Here is a 20,468-nt window from a genome sequence, read left to right as displayed (position 1 = left end):
TAATGGGAGGATCATAATTCAGTTCAATCCATTTCATCATTTATTTTGCACTCCGTTGGACCGTATCTACTCAGTGGTTTATTATTTAATGGGTAATGGTTGGAGATTATTATCATAGAGTTGGCTGGTACTAAATAAAGTGAGTTTATCCTTAAAAGGAATTGGAGATACTGAGGATTAAGTAAATGAATTTGGAGGTGGCTCACCAGCCGCCCACGGAAAGCGCGTAGCCTGTAGCGAGTTCAATTATAATGATGCAATTTTAAGTGTAAAATTTTCAAGAAGTAGATATTCATGATAATTTTGACACGTTAGGATAATATCTATTGATTCTTCAACGAAGAAAGGGTAAAATAACCAATACAAATATAACTTAAACGTTGACAGGGAAGAGTACATCTCGAAACCATCAGAGAGGAAAACTATCGTGAATGCGATGCTGGAAGGTTTTCTTGGAGGTAAAGATGGAAGGTCGCCCTTGAGTTACTTTCATGAAAGTACTCTTTTTGGAGTTTATTAGTGAAAGTCGCATCAGCCCCGTTAAGGCTCTGAGTGTATATACCAAAGAATCATGCTGGTTTACTCTTGTCTTTGCATTTTAGAAAAAGGCAATTATTCAGCTGTTGGTGTATAAACAAAGGTGGTACCGCGAGGAAATCAACTCCCTTCGTCCTTTGACGATAGGGGGTTTTTTATATTTATTTAGAAAATATCATAGTTCACAAAATTGTCGGGGACCAGGTCCCCAACAATTTTAAGGAGGAAGAAAAATGGAAAATAACGAAATGTCAATGCCGCCAAAGTATGATCCACAGGCGACAGAAGCAAAATGGTATCCATACTGGATCAATGGAAAGTTTTTTGAAGCAACAGGTGAAGAAGGGAAGAAGCCTTATACAATTGTAATCCCTCCTCCGAATGTAACAGGTAAGCTACATCTTGGTCATGCATGGGATACAACTTTACAAGATATCCTTATCCGTACAAAGCGAATGCAAGGCTATGATGCCCTTTGGCTACCAGGTATGGACCACGCTGGTATTGCAACACAAGCGAAGGTTGAAGGGAAGTTAAAGGAAGAAGGGTTATCAAGACATGATCTTGGTCGTGAGAAATTCCTTGAGAAGTCTTGGGAGTGGAAAGGGGAATATGCTGACTTTATCCGCCAGCAATGGTCGAAGCTTGGACTATCCTTAGATTATTCACGAGAGAGATTTACTCTTGATGAAGGCTTATCTAAAGCTGTTCGTGAGGTTTTCGTTCGACTTTACGAGGACGATCTCATTTACCGTGGGGAATACATTATTAACTGGGATCCACAAACAAAAACAGCATTATCTGATATTGAAGTTATTTATAAAGATGTTCAAGGGGCTTTCTACCACATGAAGTACCCATTGACAGACGGCAGTGGACATATAGAAGTAGCTACTACTCGTCCAGAGACGATGCTAGGGGATACGGCTGTTGCAGTTCACCCTAAAGACGATCGTTACAAACATTTAATTGGAAAAACAGTGACGCTGCCAATCGTAGGACGTGAAATCGAAATCGTTGCTGATGATTACGTTGATATGGACTTTGGTTCAGGTGCTGTAAAAATAACACCTGCTCATGACCCTAATGACTTTGAAATCGGTAACCGCCATAACCTAGAACGCGTCTTAGTGATGGACGAAGCAGGGAAAATGAACGAGAACGCTGGGCAATATAAAGGCTTAGACCGTTTTGAGTGTAGAAAACAAATCGTGAAGGATCTTCAAGAGCAAGGAGTTCTTTTCAAGATTGAAGATCATATGCACAGCGTTGGCCATTCAGAGCGTAGCGGTGCAGTAGTCGAGCCTTATCTTTCGACACAGTGGTTTGTAAAAATGGGGCCATTAGCAGAGCAAGCAATTGAATTACAGAAAGCTGAGAATAAAGTAAATTTTGTTCCTGATAGATTCGAGAAAACGTATATGCACTGGATTGAAAATATCCGTGACTGGTGTATTTCCCGTCAACTATGGTGGGGACATCGCATTCCTGCTTGGTACCATAAAGAAACAGGTGAAATATATGTAGGAAGAACAGAGCCAGAGGATATTGAAAATTGGGAGCAAGATGAAGACGTTCTAGATACGTGGTTCAGTTCTGCCCTATGGCCGTTTTCTACAATGGGATGGCCTAATGAGGAAGCGCCAGACTTTAAACGCTATTACTCTACAGATGTTTTAGTGACGGGATATGACATTATCTATTTCTGGGTTGCCCGAATGATTTTCCAAGGACTTCAGTTTACAGATGAGCGACCGTTTAAAGACGTATTAATTCACGGTTTAGTTCGTGATTCTGAAGGTAGAAAAATGAGTAAATCCCTTGGGAACGGTGTAGATCCAATGGATGTAATTGATAAATACGGAGCAGATGCCCTGCGCTTTTTCCTATCAACGGGAAGCTCTCCTGGTCAAGACTTGAGATTTTATTGGGAAAAAGTTGAAGCGAATTGGAATTTCGGAAACAAGATTTGGAACGCATCACGCTTTGCCTTGATGAATATGGAAGGACTCGAGTACAAAGATATTGATTTATCAGGTGAGAAAACAATTGCGGACAAATGGATCCTGACTCGACTTCAGGAAACGATCGAAACCGTGACTCGATTCATTGATGCGTATGAATTTGGAGAAGTTGGAAGAGCACTATACAACTTCATCTGGGATGACTTCTGTGACTGGTATATTGAAATGGCGAAATTACCACTGAACGGGGAAGATGAAGCAGCGAAGCATACAACACGATCTGTTTTAGCCTATGTTCTTGATAACACGATGCGATTACTACATCCGTTCATGCCATTTATTACGGAAGAAGTATGGCAGCACCTACCACACGAAGGTGAGTCTATTACAGTTGCTGCTTGGCCGGAAAAACAAGAGTCGTTAATGGATCCACAAGCTGTGAGGGATATGAAATTACTTCAGGAAATCATTCGTTCAGTAAGGAATACACGTGCAGAGTTGAATGTTCCAATGAGTAAAGAGATTACACTACATGTGAATGCTGGTTCTGATGAAGTTTTAGCTCAGTTACAGCGAGGTGAATCCTATATTCAACGATTCTGTCGTCCAAGCGAACTAAAAATGGAAACTGGACTTTCTGCACCAGAAAAATCCATGAGCTCTATTTTATCTGGGGTAGAACTATACCTACCGTTAGCTGGCCTTCTTGATCTTGATGCAGAAATTAAGCGTTTAGAAGGTGAATTGAAGCGTCTAGATGGGGAAGTAACACGCGTACAGAAAAAGCTGTCTAACGAAGGCTTCGTTGCAAAAGCACCTGAGAATGTTATAGCTGCAGAACGGGAAAAGGAAAAAGATTATCTTGAACAAAGGGAAAAGGTAAAAGCTCGTATTGAAGAATTGAAAAAATAATGATGAAAGTATTAATCCTAGAAAACCCAGTCCTCTTCTATTAAGGTCTGGGTTTCCTTTCATACAAAGGAGGGATTTTCGTGTCCGATAAACTTAAAAGAGCTAGAAAAAGAGGGATTGTGATTGGTTCCTTACCGACAGGAGAAAGGAATAAAATAACCGATGTTCATGGTGTCTCTGTGGGACATATGACAGTTCAACAAGGCGACATAAATACTGGTGTGACTGCTATCCTACCTCACCAAGGTAATGTGTTTATAGAAAAGGTTATTGCAGCGAGCCATGTTCTTAATGGGTTTGGTAAAACGATGGGAACGATCCAAATAAATGAACTAGGAACGATTGAGACGCCTATTTTGATGACAAATACATTAAGTGTTGGGTCAGGGGCTAATGGTCTGATAAAATATACATTAAAGAATAATCCGGAGATTGGACGAACGACAGGCACAGTAAATCCAATTGTAACGGAGTGCAATGATATGTACTTAAATGATATCCGAAGCATGGCGATTACAGAGGAAGATGTCTTTACTGCCATTGCTAATGCACAACTGGATTTTGAAGAGGGAGCAGTTGGTGCAGGTACTGGTATGAAGTGCTTTGGTTTAAAAGGGGGAATAGGGTCTGCCTCGCGTTTAATTGATATAGAGGGAGAAGGATTCACTTTTGGTGTTCTTGTCTTATCTAATTTTGGCCATTTAAATGACCTTGTTATAAATGGCAAAAAAGTAGGACGGTCCATTGCTGAACTAGAGCTAGATATCACTACTGAAAAGGATAAGGGCTCTATCATTGTAATTGTTGCGACGGATATGCCAGTGACAAGTCGTCAACTAGAGAGGATAATAAAGAGATGTGGGGTTGGCTTAAGCAGGACAGGTTCAAAAATGGGACATAACAGCGGTGATATTGTTATTGGATTTAGTACAGGGAACAAAGTTTTTCATCAACCATCGTCTAAAAAACATCAGCTGACATACTTTCACGAAGATGAAATAGACAATGCCTTTCAAGCTGTTGCTGAAGCCACTGAAGAAGCGATTATTAATTCCATGCTGACGGCTAAAACCACGGTTGGCAGAGATGGAAATACACTATATTCACTAACTGAGTACATAGATAAAATTAAATAACTGGAGGAGTGGGAGAGGAAATGGGAGAAATAGCATTTTATATGGACCAATTTGTAGGGATAAATGACAAAGTAGTACCAATTCAAGAGCGAGGCCACCAGTTTGGTGATGGAATTTATGAAGTGATTCGAGTATATGGAGGACAGCCATTTTTGTTAGAAGAGCATTTAGATCGTTTAGAAAAAAGTGCTGAGGCTTTATCCTTAGTGATGCCTTATTCTAGGGAGAAACTGCGTGATATTATTTTAGAAGGCTTAAAACGGTCTGAAATAAAAGATGCAGAAATATATCTTCAGATAACTAGGGGAATAGGTGCAAGGCAGCACCATTATCCAGAGGTTTCTGCTGTTTTTTCCCTAACAGTACGGCAAGCAAAAAATATAGATGAAACGAAACGTATGGAAGGTATTAAAGTTATGCTTACGGAAGATATTCGGTGGAGTTTATGCTATATCAAGTCTCTTAATCTTCTTCCAAATGTAATGGCCAAGCAAGAAGCAATTTCTAGTGGCAATGATGAAGCGGTTTTCATAAAAAACGGAATCGTTACAGAGGGGTCAAGCAGTAATCTTTTTGTTGTAAAGGACGGGGAGCTTTATACACACCCTGCAACAAATGGAATTCTCCATGGCATAACAAGGGCGAAAGTAATGGAATTAGCTAAAAAGGTTGGATTTAACGTTCGGGAAGAGCAATTTGATGAAGAGTTTCTACTCAATGGAGACGAAGCTTTTATTACTGGTACAAGTACAGAAGTCCTGCCTATTAGGTTCATTGGTGATAAGGAATTATCAAAGGAGCGACCAATTGTAGATCGACTAGTGGGAGAATACCAAAGGCTTTATAAAAACTAAGAAACTTGATGCTAAATATTCAATGTATACATTATAAAGAAACCAATGTTATAATGTTAAAAATATTTAATAATTTACATATGCGATGATGAGAAGAGTAAATAAAAAGTTTCTTTACAGAGAACTCCAGATGCTGAAAAGGAGTAAGAAATATTTTATTGAAACAAGCCTCTGAGCATTACATTGGAACCTTACAAAAGGGGATGGTGTAACGGGAGCTCCCGTGATAGAGCTAGGGTATAAGCATAATCATGCCGTACCTGATAAGGTTAATATGGTGACATATTAATAAACTGGGGTGGTACCACGACTCTCAAAATCTCGTCCTCAAGACCAAAAGTCTTGGGGGTGGGATTTTTTTATTTTTTATAAAAAAGGAAGTGAAAATTAGTTAGGAGTGAGTTTGATGAAATTAAAACACACGGTAGAGTCTTGGAAATACCCTTCCATTTTGTTGCTAGGTATTGGAGTATCAAATTTAGGTGCGTGGGTTTACTTAATTGCCCTTAATTTAATCGTATTCGAAATGACAGGTTCCCCTCTTGCTGTAGCTGTACTATATATTCTTATACCTTTAGCAACTATGTTTACAAATTTTTGGTGTGGAAGTCTTATTGATCGCTTAAATAAACGAAATTTAATGATATCCCTTGATATTTTTAGAGCACTCTGTTTATTTCTAGTGCCATGGATACTAGATGCCTCCTTGATGTTATTGTATATCATTGTTTTCTTGATTAATATGGCAACATCTATGTTTAGCCCGACTTCGTTGGTTTATATTACAAAATTAATCCCAACCGAACAAAGGAAAAAGTTTAATTCCCTAATAAGTTTAATTGATTCTGGGGCATTCCTCCTAGGTCCTGCTTTAGCGGGAGTGCTTTTCATAGTTGGTACTCCTGAACGGGGTATTTTAATTAATGCTGCTGCATTATTTTTATCAGGTTTAATCACATTACTAATGCCTAATTTAGAAAAACAGTCCCTAGTAATTAATAATGGTGAGAAGTTATCCATGACATTACTAAAAAAAGATTTTCAAATCGTCATGAATTTCAGTAGGAAGAGTGTTTATATCATGCTAATTTACTTCTTGTTTAGTTCAGTTTTTGTGATGACAGCTGCTGTAGATTCTTTAGAAGCAACTTTTGCAAAAGAAATTCTTAGTTTATCAGATAGTGATTATGGATTTTTAGTAAGCATTGCAGGTGCAGGGGTAATTGTTGGAGCAGTTATCAACACATTATTTGTTAAGAAGATTTCAATCTCATTAATGATTGGTTTAGGTTCAACATTTCTATCCATTGGATATATCATTTATGCATTCTCAAATACGTTTTCAATTGCAGCATTAGGCTTTTTTATTCTAGCCTTCTTTCTAGCATTTGCCAATACAGGTTTTCTTACTTTTTTTCAAAACAATATTCCCGTTGATGTTATGGGAAGAATAGAAAGTTTCTATGGTTTAGTTGAAGCCACGCTGATTATAATAACGACTGGAATTATTGCGCTTTTAGCACAAGTTATTTCCATTCAATTTGCGGTAATTGCTGGAGCTTTAGTTATGTTATTAATATCTGTGGTATTATGTACTCTAAATTTAAAGCCTTCAAAAAGTAAGTTTTATCAGCTAACTAGTCTTGAAAAACTAGAGGAAAATAAAATTTAACATTAATTGATAAAAAATAGACGTAATCTTTCATAATGAGGTACGTGAGCACGAAAAGTAAATTAGAAAACTGAAGCTGCGTGATGCAATGCTCGTTTCTACAATATTAGTTGCAGGGCAAGTCCCTCCAGTGACGAGTGATTATAAAAACCTGTTCTTCATTTCAGGTGAAGGCATCATGCAGCTATCCCTTTTTCCAAAAAGACGATAGCGATTTTTTGCAATGAGATGATAGAAGATATTCCTAATAGGTGGTGGCACGATGATGAAAGGATAGAGTAGACGCCAACCACCACTTAACTTCCTCGCCACTCGTAACGCTGCGGAAGACTTCAGATAATAATTGTCCCCATCAATAAGAATAAAACTATCCATATCATTTGGTATATTGTACTCCTTAACTAACGATTGTCCTACATCACTTTGCAAAGATGCGAACTTAAAATAACGTTCATGATCCCTTTTTATAATAAACTGTACACTGCCGTTACATAGATTACAAACCCCATCAAATAGAATGATTGCCATCACTATTTTCCTCCACTCAAGTTCACTATCAAATTCCTAATTAAAGTATAATAGAAAAACATGAGAAAAGAAAAATTGTAACTTTTATAGGTTCCATACGTGGATAGAGTGAAAGGGGGTTCCGATGGGAAAGGGAGAGGATTTAGAGAATATTTATCATCTTTATTTTAACGACCTGTATCGTTATGTTTATTCTTTAGGAAAACAAAAGCACCTGACAGAAGATATTGTCCAAGAAACCTTCTATCGGGCCCACATTTATTTGGATAGCTATAGTGGTGAAAAAATTAAGCCGTGGTTATTTAAGGTAGCTTATCATACTTTCATTGATTGGATGAGAAAGGAAAAGAGAATGAGCTATTACGATACTAATAAGCTAGAGTCTCATATGGAAAAAGAAGTTCAAAATAAAAGTGCAGAATACGAGTTTTTAGTCAAACAGGAGATTGATGATTGGTTTGAGGCATTGGAAACCTTAAAGGTGACGAAGCGAAACGCAGTATTACTAAGGGATTACTTTCATTTTTCATACGATGAAATTGCTGATGTGATGGGTATCAGCCAAACAAAAACGAAAGTGACAATCTATAGAGGTAGGCAGGAATTAAAGAAACTTCGGCTTAAACGAGATGGAGAGGAGTTGGGAAAAAGAGATGGATTGTAGAGAAGTCAGGGAAAAGTGGGCAAATTATTTTATGGGAAATATGTCTATCGCTGAGCAACAACGAGTGGAAAAGCATATTAATTCATGCCCCGATTGTAAAAAAAGATTTGAGGAAGATATATATGAAGATGAAATGGATACGGTGTCTTATTTTAATATAAGGGAAGAAGGAAAGGGGAATGTGGAAGGTCAGGGGGAGAATGAAAGGGAAAGCAGTGGCGAAACTCAAGTAAAGGAGAGCGCTGTAGGTGACTTGGATGAAGATGTACCACTGAAAAAACAACAACGTATCATGTGGCGTGCAAAATGGAGGAATCGCATCTCTAATGCCTTTACTCTCTTGTCTTTATTTATTTTAATAAGTATTTTCACGGCTATTTTTACAGGCCTTTATTATGGTTTAGGGGGAGAGGAAGGTCGCGCTCGTACGGCGGCAAATGTGGTTTCTGTTGCGACGCAAATGACAATGCCAAATGTCTATGTAAATGGTGTTAGTAGTCATACTGGTTTTTATTTCACTTTAAATTTAGATGGCACGTTGCATAAATCAATGGGTAAAGACCATAAGGCGATTGGTCAGTTAGAAGGAAACATGTTATTTAATTTATTGAGTGTTGACCGTGATTGGAATGATGGTCAATATAATGTGGAGCTTTATTTCATGCACCCTGAGATGATGGAGATGGATGAAATGAACACTGATTGGACAGAGAGTACATGGGAAACATTAGATATTCTCCCAGAGGGAACTGTTGCGGAAATGGCTGTGTCATTTGATGATGTATACGAATTTGAAGAGATATACAACATTTTTTCAGGCTATGATTTGGAGATTGTTTGGTATGGCGTTGATACGGGAGTGGAAGGTACCTCCTCAGAATATAGATCACCATATTTAAGTGCTAGTGGTGGAATATTAGGCATTCATGAAAGGGGAATGTTCGATCTCATGGCTCCAAATTCCTCCAAGTCTATAAAGGTGATGGGGGATGGAGAGAAGAAGCAAAATCTCTTTAAGAAGGGACTTGAGTTTTTAATCGATAACGAAAATTTAGTCAAAAGGTATGTATGGTCTCTAGACAGACATGGGGCCTCGTTATCAGAACGATTGGAGTATGTGGAAGAACATGGTGTAAGGTCTTATGGGGTTGTTGTAACAGGACCAACGAAGGAATTGTTAACTTTGCAGGACGTCTCTGAGATACAGTTTGCAACCATTGGAGAAGTGACGTTATGGAATTGGTACAATCGCAATGCAGGCGGAACGATATTTAATTAAGGAGAAAACTTCGTAAGCCGTTTCTTGCTTGAAAAGTTAAAGTGTATTTTTAAAACAATGTTTAGGATAAAAAACGAGACAGATTCACTAATGTGAAAAGGTCTCGTTTTTGCTATATAAAATTAGTATTCTCATTCAAGACGGAACTACTTAAATCCATAATGTATTTCCTTTCTTTTCGAAGAAATACGCCTCAAGTCCTAGACAAGATAAACCTGCAGTTCGTTATGAAAAAATGAAAAGTTTCTTAAAATAAAATTAGAAAGTTTTGAGGAGGAAAATGAAATGAAAAAATTTATGTGGTTTATACTGGCGTTGATTGCACTGTTCATCTTAATTGCTAATATTGGGCCGTTAATTCTATTGGGAGTATCTGTGTTCTTACTTTATCTTATTTTTAAGCAATTCATCAAAAGTCCAAGCACAGCTGGTAAAGTGTTTTGGGTCATTGTTGGCCTGATCGTTTTGAGCATAGCCGTATCCAATATTTACGCTGTACTTGGTTTAGTAGCCATTTATTTTCTCTACTTTATTTATCAAAAGTGGCAAGAGGACAAGTCTATAAGCTTTAACAAGAATACAAGCACAGCTAAGTAATGTTTTATCAAGTTAATATTCAAGAAACTGCAACATTCTTTATTGGAAAAAAGGAGCAGAAATTGTCGTAAACTGGTATGCTAAGAAAGAATCGTTATCCTAGAATATCGTGCATTGTATCACTGGCTGTTTTTCAGGAATTAAATGGAGGGGAGGACCCTAATGAAAGTGTTACGTCAACACCCTACAAACACGTATAATTGGATATTCATTATTGGGATAGTCCTTCTGTTTTTAGAATTGTTCTTGCTTAAACCTGGTTTAATTTTTGGTATCGCCTTTTTAAGCTTTCTCGTATATATTGGGTGGCGTTCCTATCAAAATATGGTTGGGAAAGTTTTCTTCTGGGTGGGTGTCATTGGCCTTTTTTTCACACTCATTAACCTAATTGCTCTACGATTTATTATTGCAGCAGTGCTCGTCATGTTTTTTGTGAATTATCAAAAAACGAAGAAGAATCCTGACTATATTTCTCTGGAAATAATGGATGAGGATATTAATAGTCTGCCAGAACCATTAGTAAAAGTGGAGTCGTTGTTTTCGAGCAAGCTATTTGGTGATCAGAAAACAAGTGAAACACCATATCAGTGGCGTGACGTTAATATTCATGGAGGAATTGGGGACAGGGTGATTGACTTAAGCAATACTGTACTGCCAGAGGAAGCGGTGATTTCTGTCCGTCACCTTATTGGGAATATTAAAGTATACGTTCCATATGAGGTGGAGGTTCACGTTCACCATAGCTCCGTGTTTGGTAGAGCTTCAGTTTTTCATAAAAAGCATGTGTCATTATTTAACCAGTCCTTTACTTATCAAACGGAGAATTTTCCTAATGGAAAACCTAGGGTGAAAATATTTACTTCCCTATTATCTGGTGATATTGAGGTGAAGCGAATATGAACCTTATTAAACAAATTGTTGTTGGTTTAATAGGAGCTATTTTGTTCACTTCTATCTTATTAATTCCTACCTTTTTGATGTTTCCATTAGACGATTGGTCGCTACTTATGGAGACAAGCTTCTTCGATGTGTCTTACCTACATTGGGTCGTCATCGTAACTGTTGTTGTTGGCATTGTAACTGGTTTTTCGTATGGAGCTTATTTCCGAAGCAAACTTAAAGTCGTCCACGATCGATTAGAAGAGACGGTGAATGATCAGAAGGTATCATTTGATGAATTGGATAAGATGTCAGATATGAAGTCCATCAAACACCAATTTAAGTTGTTGGAGGACAAGCTTTTGAAACAAGCTGAAGTATCCCAAAAGCTAGTAACGGAAAGGGCGACGGAAAGGGAGAAAAGCTTGCAGGAAGTTGTTTTACAGGAAAGAAATAGACTAGCAAGGGAACTTCACGACTCCGTCAGTCAGCAACTGTTTGCAGCGTCTATGATGATGTCCGCTGTAAATGAGGATTCAGACAATGTAGAAGACGGTATGAAAGCACAGCTTCAGTTAGTGGAACGAATGATTGAACAATCCCAGTTAGAAATGAGAGCACTCCTGTTACATTTACGGCCGATTGCCTTAAAAGAAAAAACGCTACATGAAGGTGCTGTGGAGCTTCTGACAGAATTAAGGCAAAAAGTGCCGATGAACATTAACTGGAAAATTGAACCGATGGAATTAGATAAAGGAATTGAGGACCATTTGTTCCGTATTTTGCAGGAGTCTGTTTCTAACGCACTACGCCATTCGAAAGCAGAGAAATTAGATGTCATGCTAGTCAACCGTGACAATACGGTAATTATGCGGGTATCTGATGATGGGGTAGGCTTTAACGTGGAGGAAGCTGAAACAAATGGCTCATATGGTATGGTAAATATGCAGGAAAGGGCTATTGAAATTGGTGGCACCTTAAAGGTTGTAAGTGTAGTAAATCAAGGAACGCGTTTGGAAGTGAAAGTACCGCAACGAAAGATTGGGGGAGATGTACTTGATTAAAGTTTTGTTCGCAGATGATCATGAAATGGTTCGCATTGGTGTTTCATCTTATTTAACTACGCAGAAGGATATTGATGTGATAGCTGAAGCAGATGATGGGGGAGAGGCAGTTGAACTTGCCCTTAAGCTAAAGCCTGATATCATCTTAATGGATCTAGTGATGAAAAAAATGGATGGAATTGAAGCCACAAGAAGAATTGTGGAGCAGTGGCCAGATGCGAAAATAATCATTGTTACAAGCTTTGTTGATGACGAAAAAGTATATCCAGCCCTCGAAGCAGGTGCTGTCAGCTATATGTTAAAAACCTCTAAGGCGAAGGACATTGCAGATGCGATTCGATCTACTTATGAGGGTCAATCTATTTTGGAGCCAGAGGTGACTGGAAAAATCATGTCCCGAATGCGTCAAAAGCCAGAAAGAAACCTGCATGAAGCCTTAACTGAAAGGGAAATGGACGTACTTCGACTTATGGCTGAAGGGAAGGCAAATCAAGAAATTGCTGATGAGTTATTTATTGCACTTAAAACGGTGAAGGTTCATGTCAGTAATATTCTAGGGAAGCTTGAAGTTCACGACAGGACCCAAGCAGTGATATATGCCTTCAATCATAAACTGTTTAACCAAAGTTAATTAGTTTTACATATAAGTGTGGATAGTGTGGGCTAATGAGTGCTGATGCTGGGGGAGTCGAACTAATAAGGGCTAATAATGAGGTTTGACCAAGAGTTACTACTAAGGTCTACTACTAATGGCTATTGAGGGCGTGTGAACCAAGAGTATTTTTGTTTTACTTTTGGCTTCACGCCCTTTTTAGGTTAGCAAACCATACACAAGCAATAATCAGAATGGAACAGGATCGCCTTACTCGTCTTCTTCCTCAAGCAAAATTATATCTTTATATAAAATGAGTGGAAAAAGGGCAAATATTGTATCTCTTAAAAAAGGAAAGTCTATTGCTATGACTTTAACAGAGGTAATATACCCTCCAAGCAGTAAGCCCACTAACATGGCGCGAAAAATGAAGCGCGGAGTTGTTTTTACATGGGAATAGAAAATATCGATAGAGCCAATCAAGAAAACAAAAGCCCAAATATAAGAAAAGGTCATGTCAGGTACACGGGGAAACGGTTGAAAGAAGAACAAAAAGACGAAAACAACGGTCCAAATGAAAACGAAGCTAAGCCATTTGAATAATTGATTAATGGGGCAAACCTCCTTTTTATGAAGCTTTGCTCTATGGTGTTGAAGAATTACTCAATTAGGTTGATAATTTTTTTAATGTGGTTGTTGCTGAAGTTGGGGCTGAGACTCAAGCTGAAGCTCTAGCTTTTACGCTTATATTGAAATATATAATTAGAAAATGTGTAAATTATTCTACTTAAATAGCTACAGATTGTTTGAAAATTTAAAACGAAGGGGTTACCCCTTCGTCTTGAGTGTCGCCGAAATATGTTTCATAAAATTGTCTGCAATATTAATGTCGCTGTTCATGTATAAACTCCTACAGCCAACTGCATCTTCCATTTCATTAAAGAGAAGTTCACCCTCCTCATCAAACAGGAAATCAATTCCAACAAAATCCAGTTGCAAACCACTTATCATTTTTTCCACAAGGGATCTTTCACTCGCACTTAAATGATACAAAGATGACGCGCCACCTGTGGAGATGTTCGCCCGTATATCTTCAGAGGTGGATTGGCGTAATACAGAACCCACAATTTTATTTCCTACAATGTAAACTCGAAGATCTTTCCCAGGCATGCCACTTACAGGCTGCACTAAAAGCTCCTTAGTAAGTTTCGGGAGGACGTTCTCTAATTCTTCCTTGGAGCGAATAAGGTTAATTCCAGTACCACCTCTTCCATAAGGGTCTTTTACGATATATGGATAGGGAAATGGCTGTTCATTGCTCAATGAGTTTTTTCTGACAGCAGCTGTTTCAAGCATTGGAATATCTTTGTTGTAAAAAAAAGTGTGAGTTAAACGCTTATCATTGGCAATTCTTGAAACAAAGGAGGTGTTAAATACACATATCCCTTGTAATTCCGCGATTTCATTAAGCCACGGTGATACGGATCGATTGATTATAAACGAAGCTGGTGGCAAATTAGCTGTGCGAATAGGAGCAGATGGCTCGCTGTTAGCTAACTGAAGTGTAAGCTCTTCAATTGTAGTGAGAGTTAACTGAAGACCCCAGTTCTCTGCCGACTCAAAAAGTAAGGTAATAAATCGTTGGTTGCGAGCGATATCAGCTTCTTGATATATAAGTAATCCATGAGTTCTTGTTTTTAGTGTCATCGTCTAGCCCCACTTTAGTTTTCTTGTACTGCTTTTCGAATATAATGAATCATTTCATCTGCCACATCAACACCTGTACATTCAAAAATACTTCGGAGGTGGGGGTTTGAATTGACTTCACAAAGTATTGGCCCATCTTCGCCAAAAAGAAGGTCAACTCCTGCAAAATCACAATCAACTGCTTTAGCACTCTTAATTGCGAGGTCTATTTCTTCTGCAGTAGGAGTATATGGCATTGTTTTGCCCCCAGCAGTAACGTTTGCCCGGAAATCACTGTCAGATGTACGCATCATGGATGTTACAACTTGATTACCAACTAAATTTAATCGAGTGTCCTTTCCTAGGCTAGAGTGGACAGGCTTTTGGAATACAAACTCTGTACCAGTTAATTGAGTTACTCGTTTTGTTAGTTCTTCTTGGTTCTCAACCCAATATACTTGCTTACCGAAGGAACCGTAAGCTTCCTTGATGATAAGTGGAAAACCTAATTCCTCTATAACAAGATCAATGTGAGACTGATCTTGGAGAGGTAAACCGTTGTATATTTTCGGTGCAATAATTGTTTCAGGAATAGGGACACCTTTTTCTGATAACCGTTGGTACATATAAGCTTTGTTATCGCAGAGCTCGATTGCCCGCGAATTATTAAAAACGGGGATATTTAGTGCTTCTAATTGTCTAGCCAAGTGAAGATCTTTATCGGCGAAATGGACAAAATCTGGCTTCTTGTTTCCGAAACCAGTAATAGCAGGCCCCTTACTTGTTGTCGTGACTAGTAATCTATTATTAGGAATAGCGTCTACCGTAATATTTTGTTTCTGTGCTGCTTGTTGAAACCAGGAGACATAATCGATAAATTTATCAGTGATTAAATTTCCGTTATAAACAATCCAACCATACAAGTTTGCCATGTGTAATAGGCAACTCCTTTCTGAAACCGAAGAAAATATGATAAAGTAAAATTCAGGGACCTGGTCCCCGAATTTTTTGTGCGGGACCAGGTCCCGCACAAATTTGTGACAAAGGGACAAGCCCCTTTGATCATGCCATGATTTATATTAAAAATCAATGCAGTGGGGTGCTATCGATGATTAAAACATACGAAGATGCTATCCAATATATTAACTCCAAGAAGAAAGCGGGGATCCGCTATGATTTAGTACGGATGGAGCAACTCATGGAAGCACTGAATCATCCAGAAAGAAGGGTGAAAACCATCCACGTGGCAGGAACAAATGGAAAAGGTTCCACCGTTACCTATCTACGTTCCATGCTAGAAGAAACTAAATTTTTTGTTGGTACATACATGTCTCCAGTATTTGGTGAGATCCAAGAGCAGATAAGTATAAATGGGAATCCAATGCCTCAAGAGGATTTTGCTGAAGTACTTGCAGAAATTCAACCAAGAATCACAGAAGTGGAAGAAGAGCTTGGGGAAATGATTAGTGAATTTGAAGTAATGACGGCAGTTGCGCTCTATTATTTTTCGTTTAAGAAACCAGTGGATCTCGCAATCATTGAAACGGGTATGGGTGGGCGACAAGACGCCACAAATGTGATAAGACCATTGGTATCCATCATTACTAATGTTGGCATGGATCATCAAGCGTTTTTAGGTGAATCAATAACAGAAATAGCGATGGAAAAAGCAGGGATTATTAAGCCAGGAGTTCCTGTCATGACAGCAGCCAAGGGAGAAGCCCTTGAAGTGATTAAAGGGGAAGCGAATAAATTAAAATCTAGTTTCTATTTATTAGGGGATAAATGCACCTATTCAACAACAACTAAAGATCATCAACAGTTCCTTTCCTATGAAGCACTTTATAGAAAACTAGATAATATTCAATTAGGAATGGTTGGTAAACATCAAGGAGAAAACGCAGCATTAGCCATTATGACATTAGATTATTTAAAACAATATTTGGCTGTGATGGTGGACGATGATGAAGTTACTCGCGGCGCTCAAAAGGCATCACTCCCAGGAAGATTTGAAGAAATGCAAAAAGGTATTATATTTGATACAGCACATAATCCTGATTCCATCAAAATATTACTAGAGACAATGGAGGAAAGGAATGAGGGGCAAGACGTACACGTGCTTTTTGCAGCGATGAAGGATAAGGACATAGCCTCCATGCTAGAACTGCTTCGAGGCTCTCGTATTGTGAAAAATATAAATGTTACTACCTTCCCCTCACCACGCGCATTTCCATTAAATGGTTACGAGTCAATGGAAGTTACGGCCGATAATGAGATAAAAGACCCAGTACAATGGATTCAGGAAAAAGCAGATGTTTCACTTAATGAAACCATACTTGTAACAGGTTCTCACGAATTTATTGGATTTATAAAGAATTCTGTCAAAAAATAATTGTGGAATATTTTACTAAAAAAAGTGGAAATAAGAAGGGTTTTACGCTACTATTATAGAATATAGTAGCGTATGTATTTTAAGGAATAATAAAAAGTACACCTTAATTAACGTGCATTTGTTTAATTGTTCACTAAATAGAATGATATAAGTATAAAGGACTACATATAAATTTATGAAGAAGTGCTTCATTTTTTCTCTACTAGTGTGCTAAAATATATCCGTTCATTTTAAATTGAAAGTTCGTAAAATTCACACATAGAAAAAAGTCGGAATATTCAAATCGGGCGTATTTTTTTAACTTATTAAAAATAATAGATCTTTTCTGAAATGGGGGTGTTGCTAGTATGTCGAAGTCAATCAAAATTGGGTCGACTATTCTTTGGATTTTCTTTTTTACCATTTTCATGTTTATTTTTGTACAAGCAACTACCTCAATGATTGTAGAACAATGGTTGGCCTTGCTATCATTTCTATGCTTAATACTGATCGCCTCCCTATTTCCAATCAGACTACGGTATACTAACATAGTACCTTTACAGGGGATTTCATTAGCTGTCTTCTTACAATTTGGCTTATTAATTGAAATGCTAATGATGCAAATGGCAATCATGACCTCGCTCTTAAGCTTACGGCTGTCAAAACAGGAACTATATCGTATTCCTCTAAACTCTTTAATTTTTATGAGTGTATCTATTATTGCAGCAAGTAGCTTTTACCTAGCTGGAGGGACAACTGGAGATTTATCAGAGCTTTCCATACAAGCCATTGTAGTACCGGTAATCGTCTATGCTGTTGTTTATTTCTTCTGTAATAACTGGTTTGTACATCTCATAAAGAAATACCTAGCTGGTCAAAAGCATATCAAGTTTTTTAGTGATGCATTAGCTTGGGAAGCTGTATCCGCTGTCTTGATTATTCCTGTTGGGATCACCCTCGTGCTTCTATATCAAGAGATAGGAGTCGTTGCAATATTTTTAATAGGAGTGCCTTTGTTTAGCTTAAGTCTTATCTTACGCTTATATAATCAAAGCGAGACAACAAAGATGCTATTGAAAAAGGTTAGTGATTTCGGATATCAAGTCAATGAAAACATTCCTGAAGACAAGATACTCGACCTTTTTGTAGAAACGGTTAGAAATATCTTCCCGATGAATAACATCTTTATTTATGAAAACAAGAGTGGGAAGTTGGGGATTATTAAGGGTTTCAGTGATAGTGGTGTCATAGAAGAGACGCAAAGACCAGATGAGATTAGCCGAAGTGTTTTTGAAAAAGGGAAATCACTTTATTTTTCAAAAAGAAAGCAGTGGGTTTCTAAGATACATGGTGATTCTGGACTAAGTGGGGTTACGCGCTCCATTATCTCTGTTCCAGTGATGCATAGTCATCAAGTAATAGGTGTGATCACAATGACTGCTTCAAGGACGAGCGCTTTTGAAAAAAGTCATATGATGCTCCTTGAAATTATGTCTAACTATTTGGCTGTAGCCATTGAAAATGCTAGGAATTATGAGTTGAAAAAGCAGGAAAGTGAACAATGTGCTTTAACCAATTTATATAACTTTAGATATTTCGAATCATTACTCATTGAAAAGTACGAAGATCCAAAGGCTGATGAACAATTTGCAATTATATTATTAGACTTAGATCACTTTAAGAAGATAAATGATACATATGGTCATCATAGTGGAAATGAAGTGTTAAAGCAGGTTGCTCAAGTCATATTTAATACCATTGGCGAAAGTGGTGTTGTTGCTAGATATGGGGGAGAAGAATTTGTCGTCCTACTTGAAGGGGAGGAAGCCTCCTTTGCTGAAGAAATGGCAGAAGCTTTAAGGGTTTCAATTGAGAGCCAGATCTTTACTGTGACTGATGATTTGCGGAACGGAGAAAGGCGATCGGTCCGCGTAACTGCAAGTATTGGTGTTGCAGATAAAACAGAGCCAACAGAAACAGCCATGTCAGTACTAAGGAATGCAGACAGAGCCATGTATACAGGTGCAAAACAAAAAGGTAGAAATCGTGTGTCGCATTTTTGATACAAATATAAGAGGAGCCGTCAAAAAATCTTTGGCGGCTCCTTATCTCTCCTTTATCGTACCGACTTGTAGTAACTCATTAAGGGTAGGGGGCTCTATTTCCTCTTGTTCATAATTTGGGAAAAATGGTAAACTTTCAAGACTTTGAGGAGAATAAGTAATTCTCGTCCCACCAGTCATATTAATCGTCTGTCCTATGATCGAACCAAATAATTCAGCTCCTCCAGCGATGGTGACCCTAGCATTGGGAGCATAAAACAGGAGGCTATCGGAAGTTCCTTTGAAACCTCCACTCAAATAAACACTTTCACCACCAGTGACTATATGACCTTGAAAACCTGCGCCACTTGTAAAGTTTAGATTGGCATCTTCTGCATAAATCGAACCATAAATTTCCTGTGAACCACTTAAATTAATGTTTTTTGGGTGACTTGGATTATTTGACCCTTTTAAATATATATTTAATTTACTAATATCACCGTTCTCATTGATTTTACTTCCAGATCCCATTGTAATTTGATCCGATACGTAAATGGTTAGGTTTCCGGACCCTTTTAATTCTATATGACCATTAGGTAGATTGAGATGATCTACCACGATTTCTTTATCGGAGTGTCCTACATTTAAGGTCAAATTCCTGTTGCTGTCAATAATTAACTCGGGTATATAAAAGTTCTCTGTAATATCAAATTCATATCCACTGGCTTGCCAGTTTGTAATTCTTATACTACCATTCCGTACAACATCATGATCACCAATTCGATGGTTCGGAGGTCTAGGGAAAGTTGGAAAATCAAAAACTTCTCGATCTGGTAGTTCATAATTTCGTTCTAAGTCTGGAAATATGGTTCCTCTGATTGCTGCGCCACTAGTTGTTGTGACGGCACCCCTTGGTCCGTTTGTACTGACGGAGCCAATTATTTCTGCCCCACCATCTAAATGAATGTTCCCACTAGCATGGGCTGCGACATAATCCTGGATGTATACAGGAGGTGGAGTCTCTCTTACACCAGGCCAGGAAGCAGTAAATAATGCTTCCACTGTTCTTTCACGATTCCCTATACCACCCTTAGATACAATTTTATAGATTTTGATATCAGAGTCATTATTGCGGTTTTCCACTTCTTCAACCGTTACGTTGAGGTGGGGAGTCTTGCCAAATGACTCTTGGAATGTATAGTTAGTTAATGGATCAGGTGTACCTAGTTTTAAATTATTTTCAATTTCAGTAAAAAATTCATTGGTGTTTTCTGAAGAATTGTATGCATCTAAGACAATTGATTTTACTTCTTCTAGTTTTATCGTTGCACCAGATTCTGCAATATAATATGTTCCTTGATGTTCCCGTTCCCGAGCACTTAAGTTCATGTTGGAGCTTGTAACTCCTAGAAGACTAACGGCTAAAATAGACATTACAACAATCACAATGAGGACGAGGATAAAGGAAAAACCATTATTATCTGTTAGAACCTTTTTTATATTGTTACGGTTTAACACGAATAATCCACCAACTTATATCATTTTTCAAGATGTACTACATTATTTTGTCATGATGAAAACTAATTATGTAAGTAAAGAATTATTGTAGACACGATAATAGAGTTACTGTACTCCTAATTAAACCTAAATAATATGACAAAACCTTTAATTCCATTTGACCTATAGTATAG

At 37.9% G+C, this 20,468-nt stretch carries 17 protein-coding genes and 2 other annotated features; of the genes, 13 read left to right on the top strand and 4 right to left on the bottom strand.

Annotated elements, in window-relative coordinates:
- Positions 1-371 precede the first annotated feature (371 nt).
- Positions 372-678 (top strand) — a binding site (T-box leader).
- A gap of 92 nt (positions 679-770) precedes the next feature.
- From BW724_RS15565 to BW724_RS15550, 4 genes are all read left to right on the top strand, one after another.
- Positions 771-3,413 carry a valine--tRNA ligase gene (locus tag BW724_RS15565; protein ID WP_088076103.1) on the top strand — a complete coding sequence of 881 codons (2,643 nt, stop codon included), beginning with the start codon at positions 771-773 and terminating at the stop codon, positions 3,411-3,413.
- 80 nt (positions 3,414-3,493) lie between these two features.
- Positions 3,494-4,549 carry a DmpA family aminopeptidase gene (locus BW724_RS15560; RefSeq protein WP_088076102.1) on the top strand — a complete coding sequence of 352 codons (1,056 nt, stop codon included), beginning with the start codon at positions 3,494-3,496 and terminating at the stop codon, positions 4,547-4,549.
- Positions 4,550-4,569: 20 nt separating this feature from the next.
- Positions 4,570-5,403, top strand: a complete 834-nt coding sequence (locus BW724_RS15555; RefSeq protein ID WP_088076101.1) for an aminotransferase class IV — start codon at positions 4,570-4,572, stop codon at positions 5,401-5,403.
- 76 nt (positions 5,404-5,479) lie between these two features.
- Positions 5,480-5,735: a binding site (T-box leader), on the top strand.
- 74 nt (positions 5,736-5,809) lie between these two features.
- The gene (locus BW724_RS15550) at positions 5,810-7,075 is read left to right on the top strand and encodes an MFS transporter (protein ID WP_088076100.1); all 1,266 of its coding nucleotides are present in this window, start codon (positions 5,810-5,812) and stop codon (positions 7,073-7,075) included.
- Positions 7,076-7,216: 141 nt separating this feature from the next.
- Here the strand turns inward: BW724_RS15550 and BW724_RS15545 are convergent, their stop codons facing one another.
- On the bottom strand, positions 7,217-7,603 hold the full coding sequence (locus BW724_RS15545; RefSeq protein WP_176371435.1) for a thiol-disulfide oxidoreductase DCC family protein: 387 nt from the start codon (positions 7,601-7,603) through the stop codon (positions 7,217-7,219).
- A 124-nt stretch (positions 7,604-7,727) separates the two neighbouring features.
- Here BW724_RS15545 and BW724_RS15540 point away from each other — a divergent pair, with 124 nt between their 5' ends.
- The 7 genes from BW724_RS15540 to BW724_RS23690 all read left to right on the top strand — a co-directional run bounded on the left by BW724_RS15540 (position 7,728) and on the right by BW724_RS23690 (position 13,281).
- Positions 7,728-8,267 (top strand): RNA polymerase sigma factor, encoded by a 540-nt coding sequence (locus BW724_RS15540; protein WP_088076098.1) that lies wholly within the window; start codon positions 7,728-7,730, stop codon positions 8,265-8,267.
- Positions 8,257-9,546 (top strand): anti sigma factor C-terminal domain-containing protein, encoded by a 1,290-nt coding sequence (locus tag BW724_RS15535; RefSeq protein ID WP_176371434.1) that lies wholly within the window; start codon positions 8,257-8,259, stop codon positions 9,544-9,546. The genes BW724_RS15540 and BW724_RS15535 overlap by 11 nt, the downstream gene beginning before the upstream one ends.
- Before the next feature lie 285 nt (positions 9,547-9,831).
- Positions 9,832-10,143, top strand: coding sequence for a lmo0954 family membrane protein (locus BW724_RS15530; protein WP_088076096.1), 312 nt, complete (start codon positions 9,832-9,834; stop codon positions 10,141-10,143).
- A 162-nt stretch (positions 10,144-10,305) separates the two neighbouring features.
- Entirely contained in the window at positions 10,306-11,043 is a 738-nt protein-coding gene (liaF, locus tag BW724_RS15525) for a cell wall-active antibiotics response protein LiaF (protein WP_235848989.1), read from the top strand.
- Positions 11,040-12,086, top strand: a complete 1,047-nt coding sequence (locus tag BW724_RS15520; RefSeq protein ID WP_088076095.1) for a sensor histidine kinase — start codon at positions 11,040-11,042, stop codon at positions 12,084-12,086. Before liaF ends, BW724_RS15520 begins: the two co-directional genes overlap by 4 nt.
- Positions 12,079-12,717 (top strand): response regulator, encoded by a 639-nt coding sequence (locus BW724_RS15515; protein ID WP_088076094.1) that lies wholly within the window; start codon positions 12,079-12,081, stop codon positions 12,715-12,717. Before BW724_RS15520 ends, BW724_RS15515 begins: the two co-directional genes overlap by 8 nt.
- Before the next feature lie 411 nt (positions 12,718-13,128).
- Positions 13,129-13,281 (top strand): hypothetical protein, encoded by a 153-nt coding sequence (locus BW724_RS23690; protein WP_176371433.1) that lies wholly within the window; start codon positions 13,129-13,131, stop codon positions 13,279-13,281.
- 225 nt (positions 13,282-13,506) lie between these two features.
- On the opposite strand, the gene BW724_RS15510 is transcribed toward BW724_RS23690, so the two are convergent.
- Positions 13,507-14,385: an ATP-grasp domain-containing protein gene (locus BW724_RS15510; protein ID WP_088076093.1), complete on the bottom strand. Its 879-nt coding sequence runs from the start codon at positions 14,383-14,385 to the stop codon at positions 13,507-13,509.
- Between the two features lie 14 nt (positions 14,386-14,399).
- On the bottom strand, positions 14,400-15,296 hold the full coding sequence (locus tag BW724_RS15505) for an ATP-grasp domain-containing protein (protein WP_088076092.1): 897 nt from the start codon (positions 15,294-15,296) through the stop codon (positions 14,400-14,402).
- A gap of 176 nt (positions 15,297-15,472) precedes the next feature.
- Between BW724_RS15505 and BW724_RS15500 the strand changes: the two genes are divergently transcribed.
- Both BW724_RS15500 and BW724_RS15495 read left to right on the top strand, forming a co-directional pair.
- Positions 15,473-16,756 (top strand): bifunctional folylpolyglutamate synthase/dihydrofolate synthase, encoded by a 1,284-nt coding sequence (locus tag BW724_RS15500; RefSeq protein ID WP_176371432.1) that lies wholly within the window; start codon positions 15,473-15,475, stop codon positions 16,754-16,756.
- A 347-nt stretch (positions 16,757-17,103) separates the two neighbouring features.
- Complete coding sequence (locus BW724_RS15495) at positions 17,104-18,798, top strand: sensor domain-containing diguanylate cyclase (RefSeq protein WP_088076090.1); 1,695 nt, start codon at positions 17,104-17,106, stop codon at positions 18,796-18,798.
- Between the two features lie 42 nt (positions 18,799-18,840).
- Here BW724_RS15495 and BW724_RS15490 read toward each other — a convergent pair whose 3' ends face one another.
- Positions 18,841-20,295: a pilus assembly PilX N-terminal domain-containing protein gene (locus BW724_RS15490; protein WP_088076089.1), complete on the bottom strand. Its 1,455-nt coding sequence runs from the start codon at positions 20,293-20,295 to the stop codon at positions 18,841-18,843.
- Positions 20,296-20,468: the final 173 nt, after the last annotated feature.

The organism is Litchfieldia alkalitelluris, assembly GCF_002153425.1.
GTDB lineage: Bacteria > Bacillota > Bacilli > Bacillales > Salisediminibacteriaceae > Evansella > Evansella alkalicola.
This window is presented reverse-complemented; position numbering and strand designations above follow the sequence as displayed.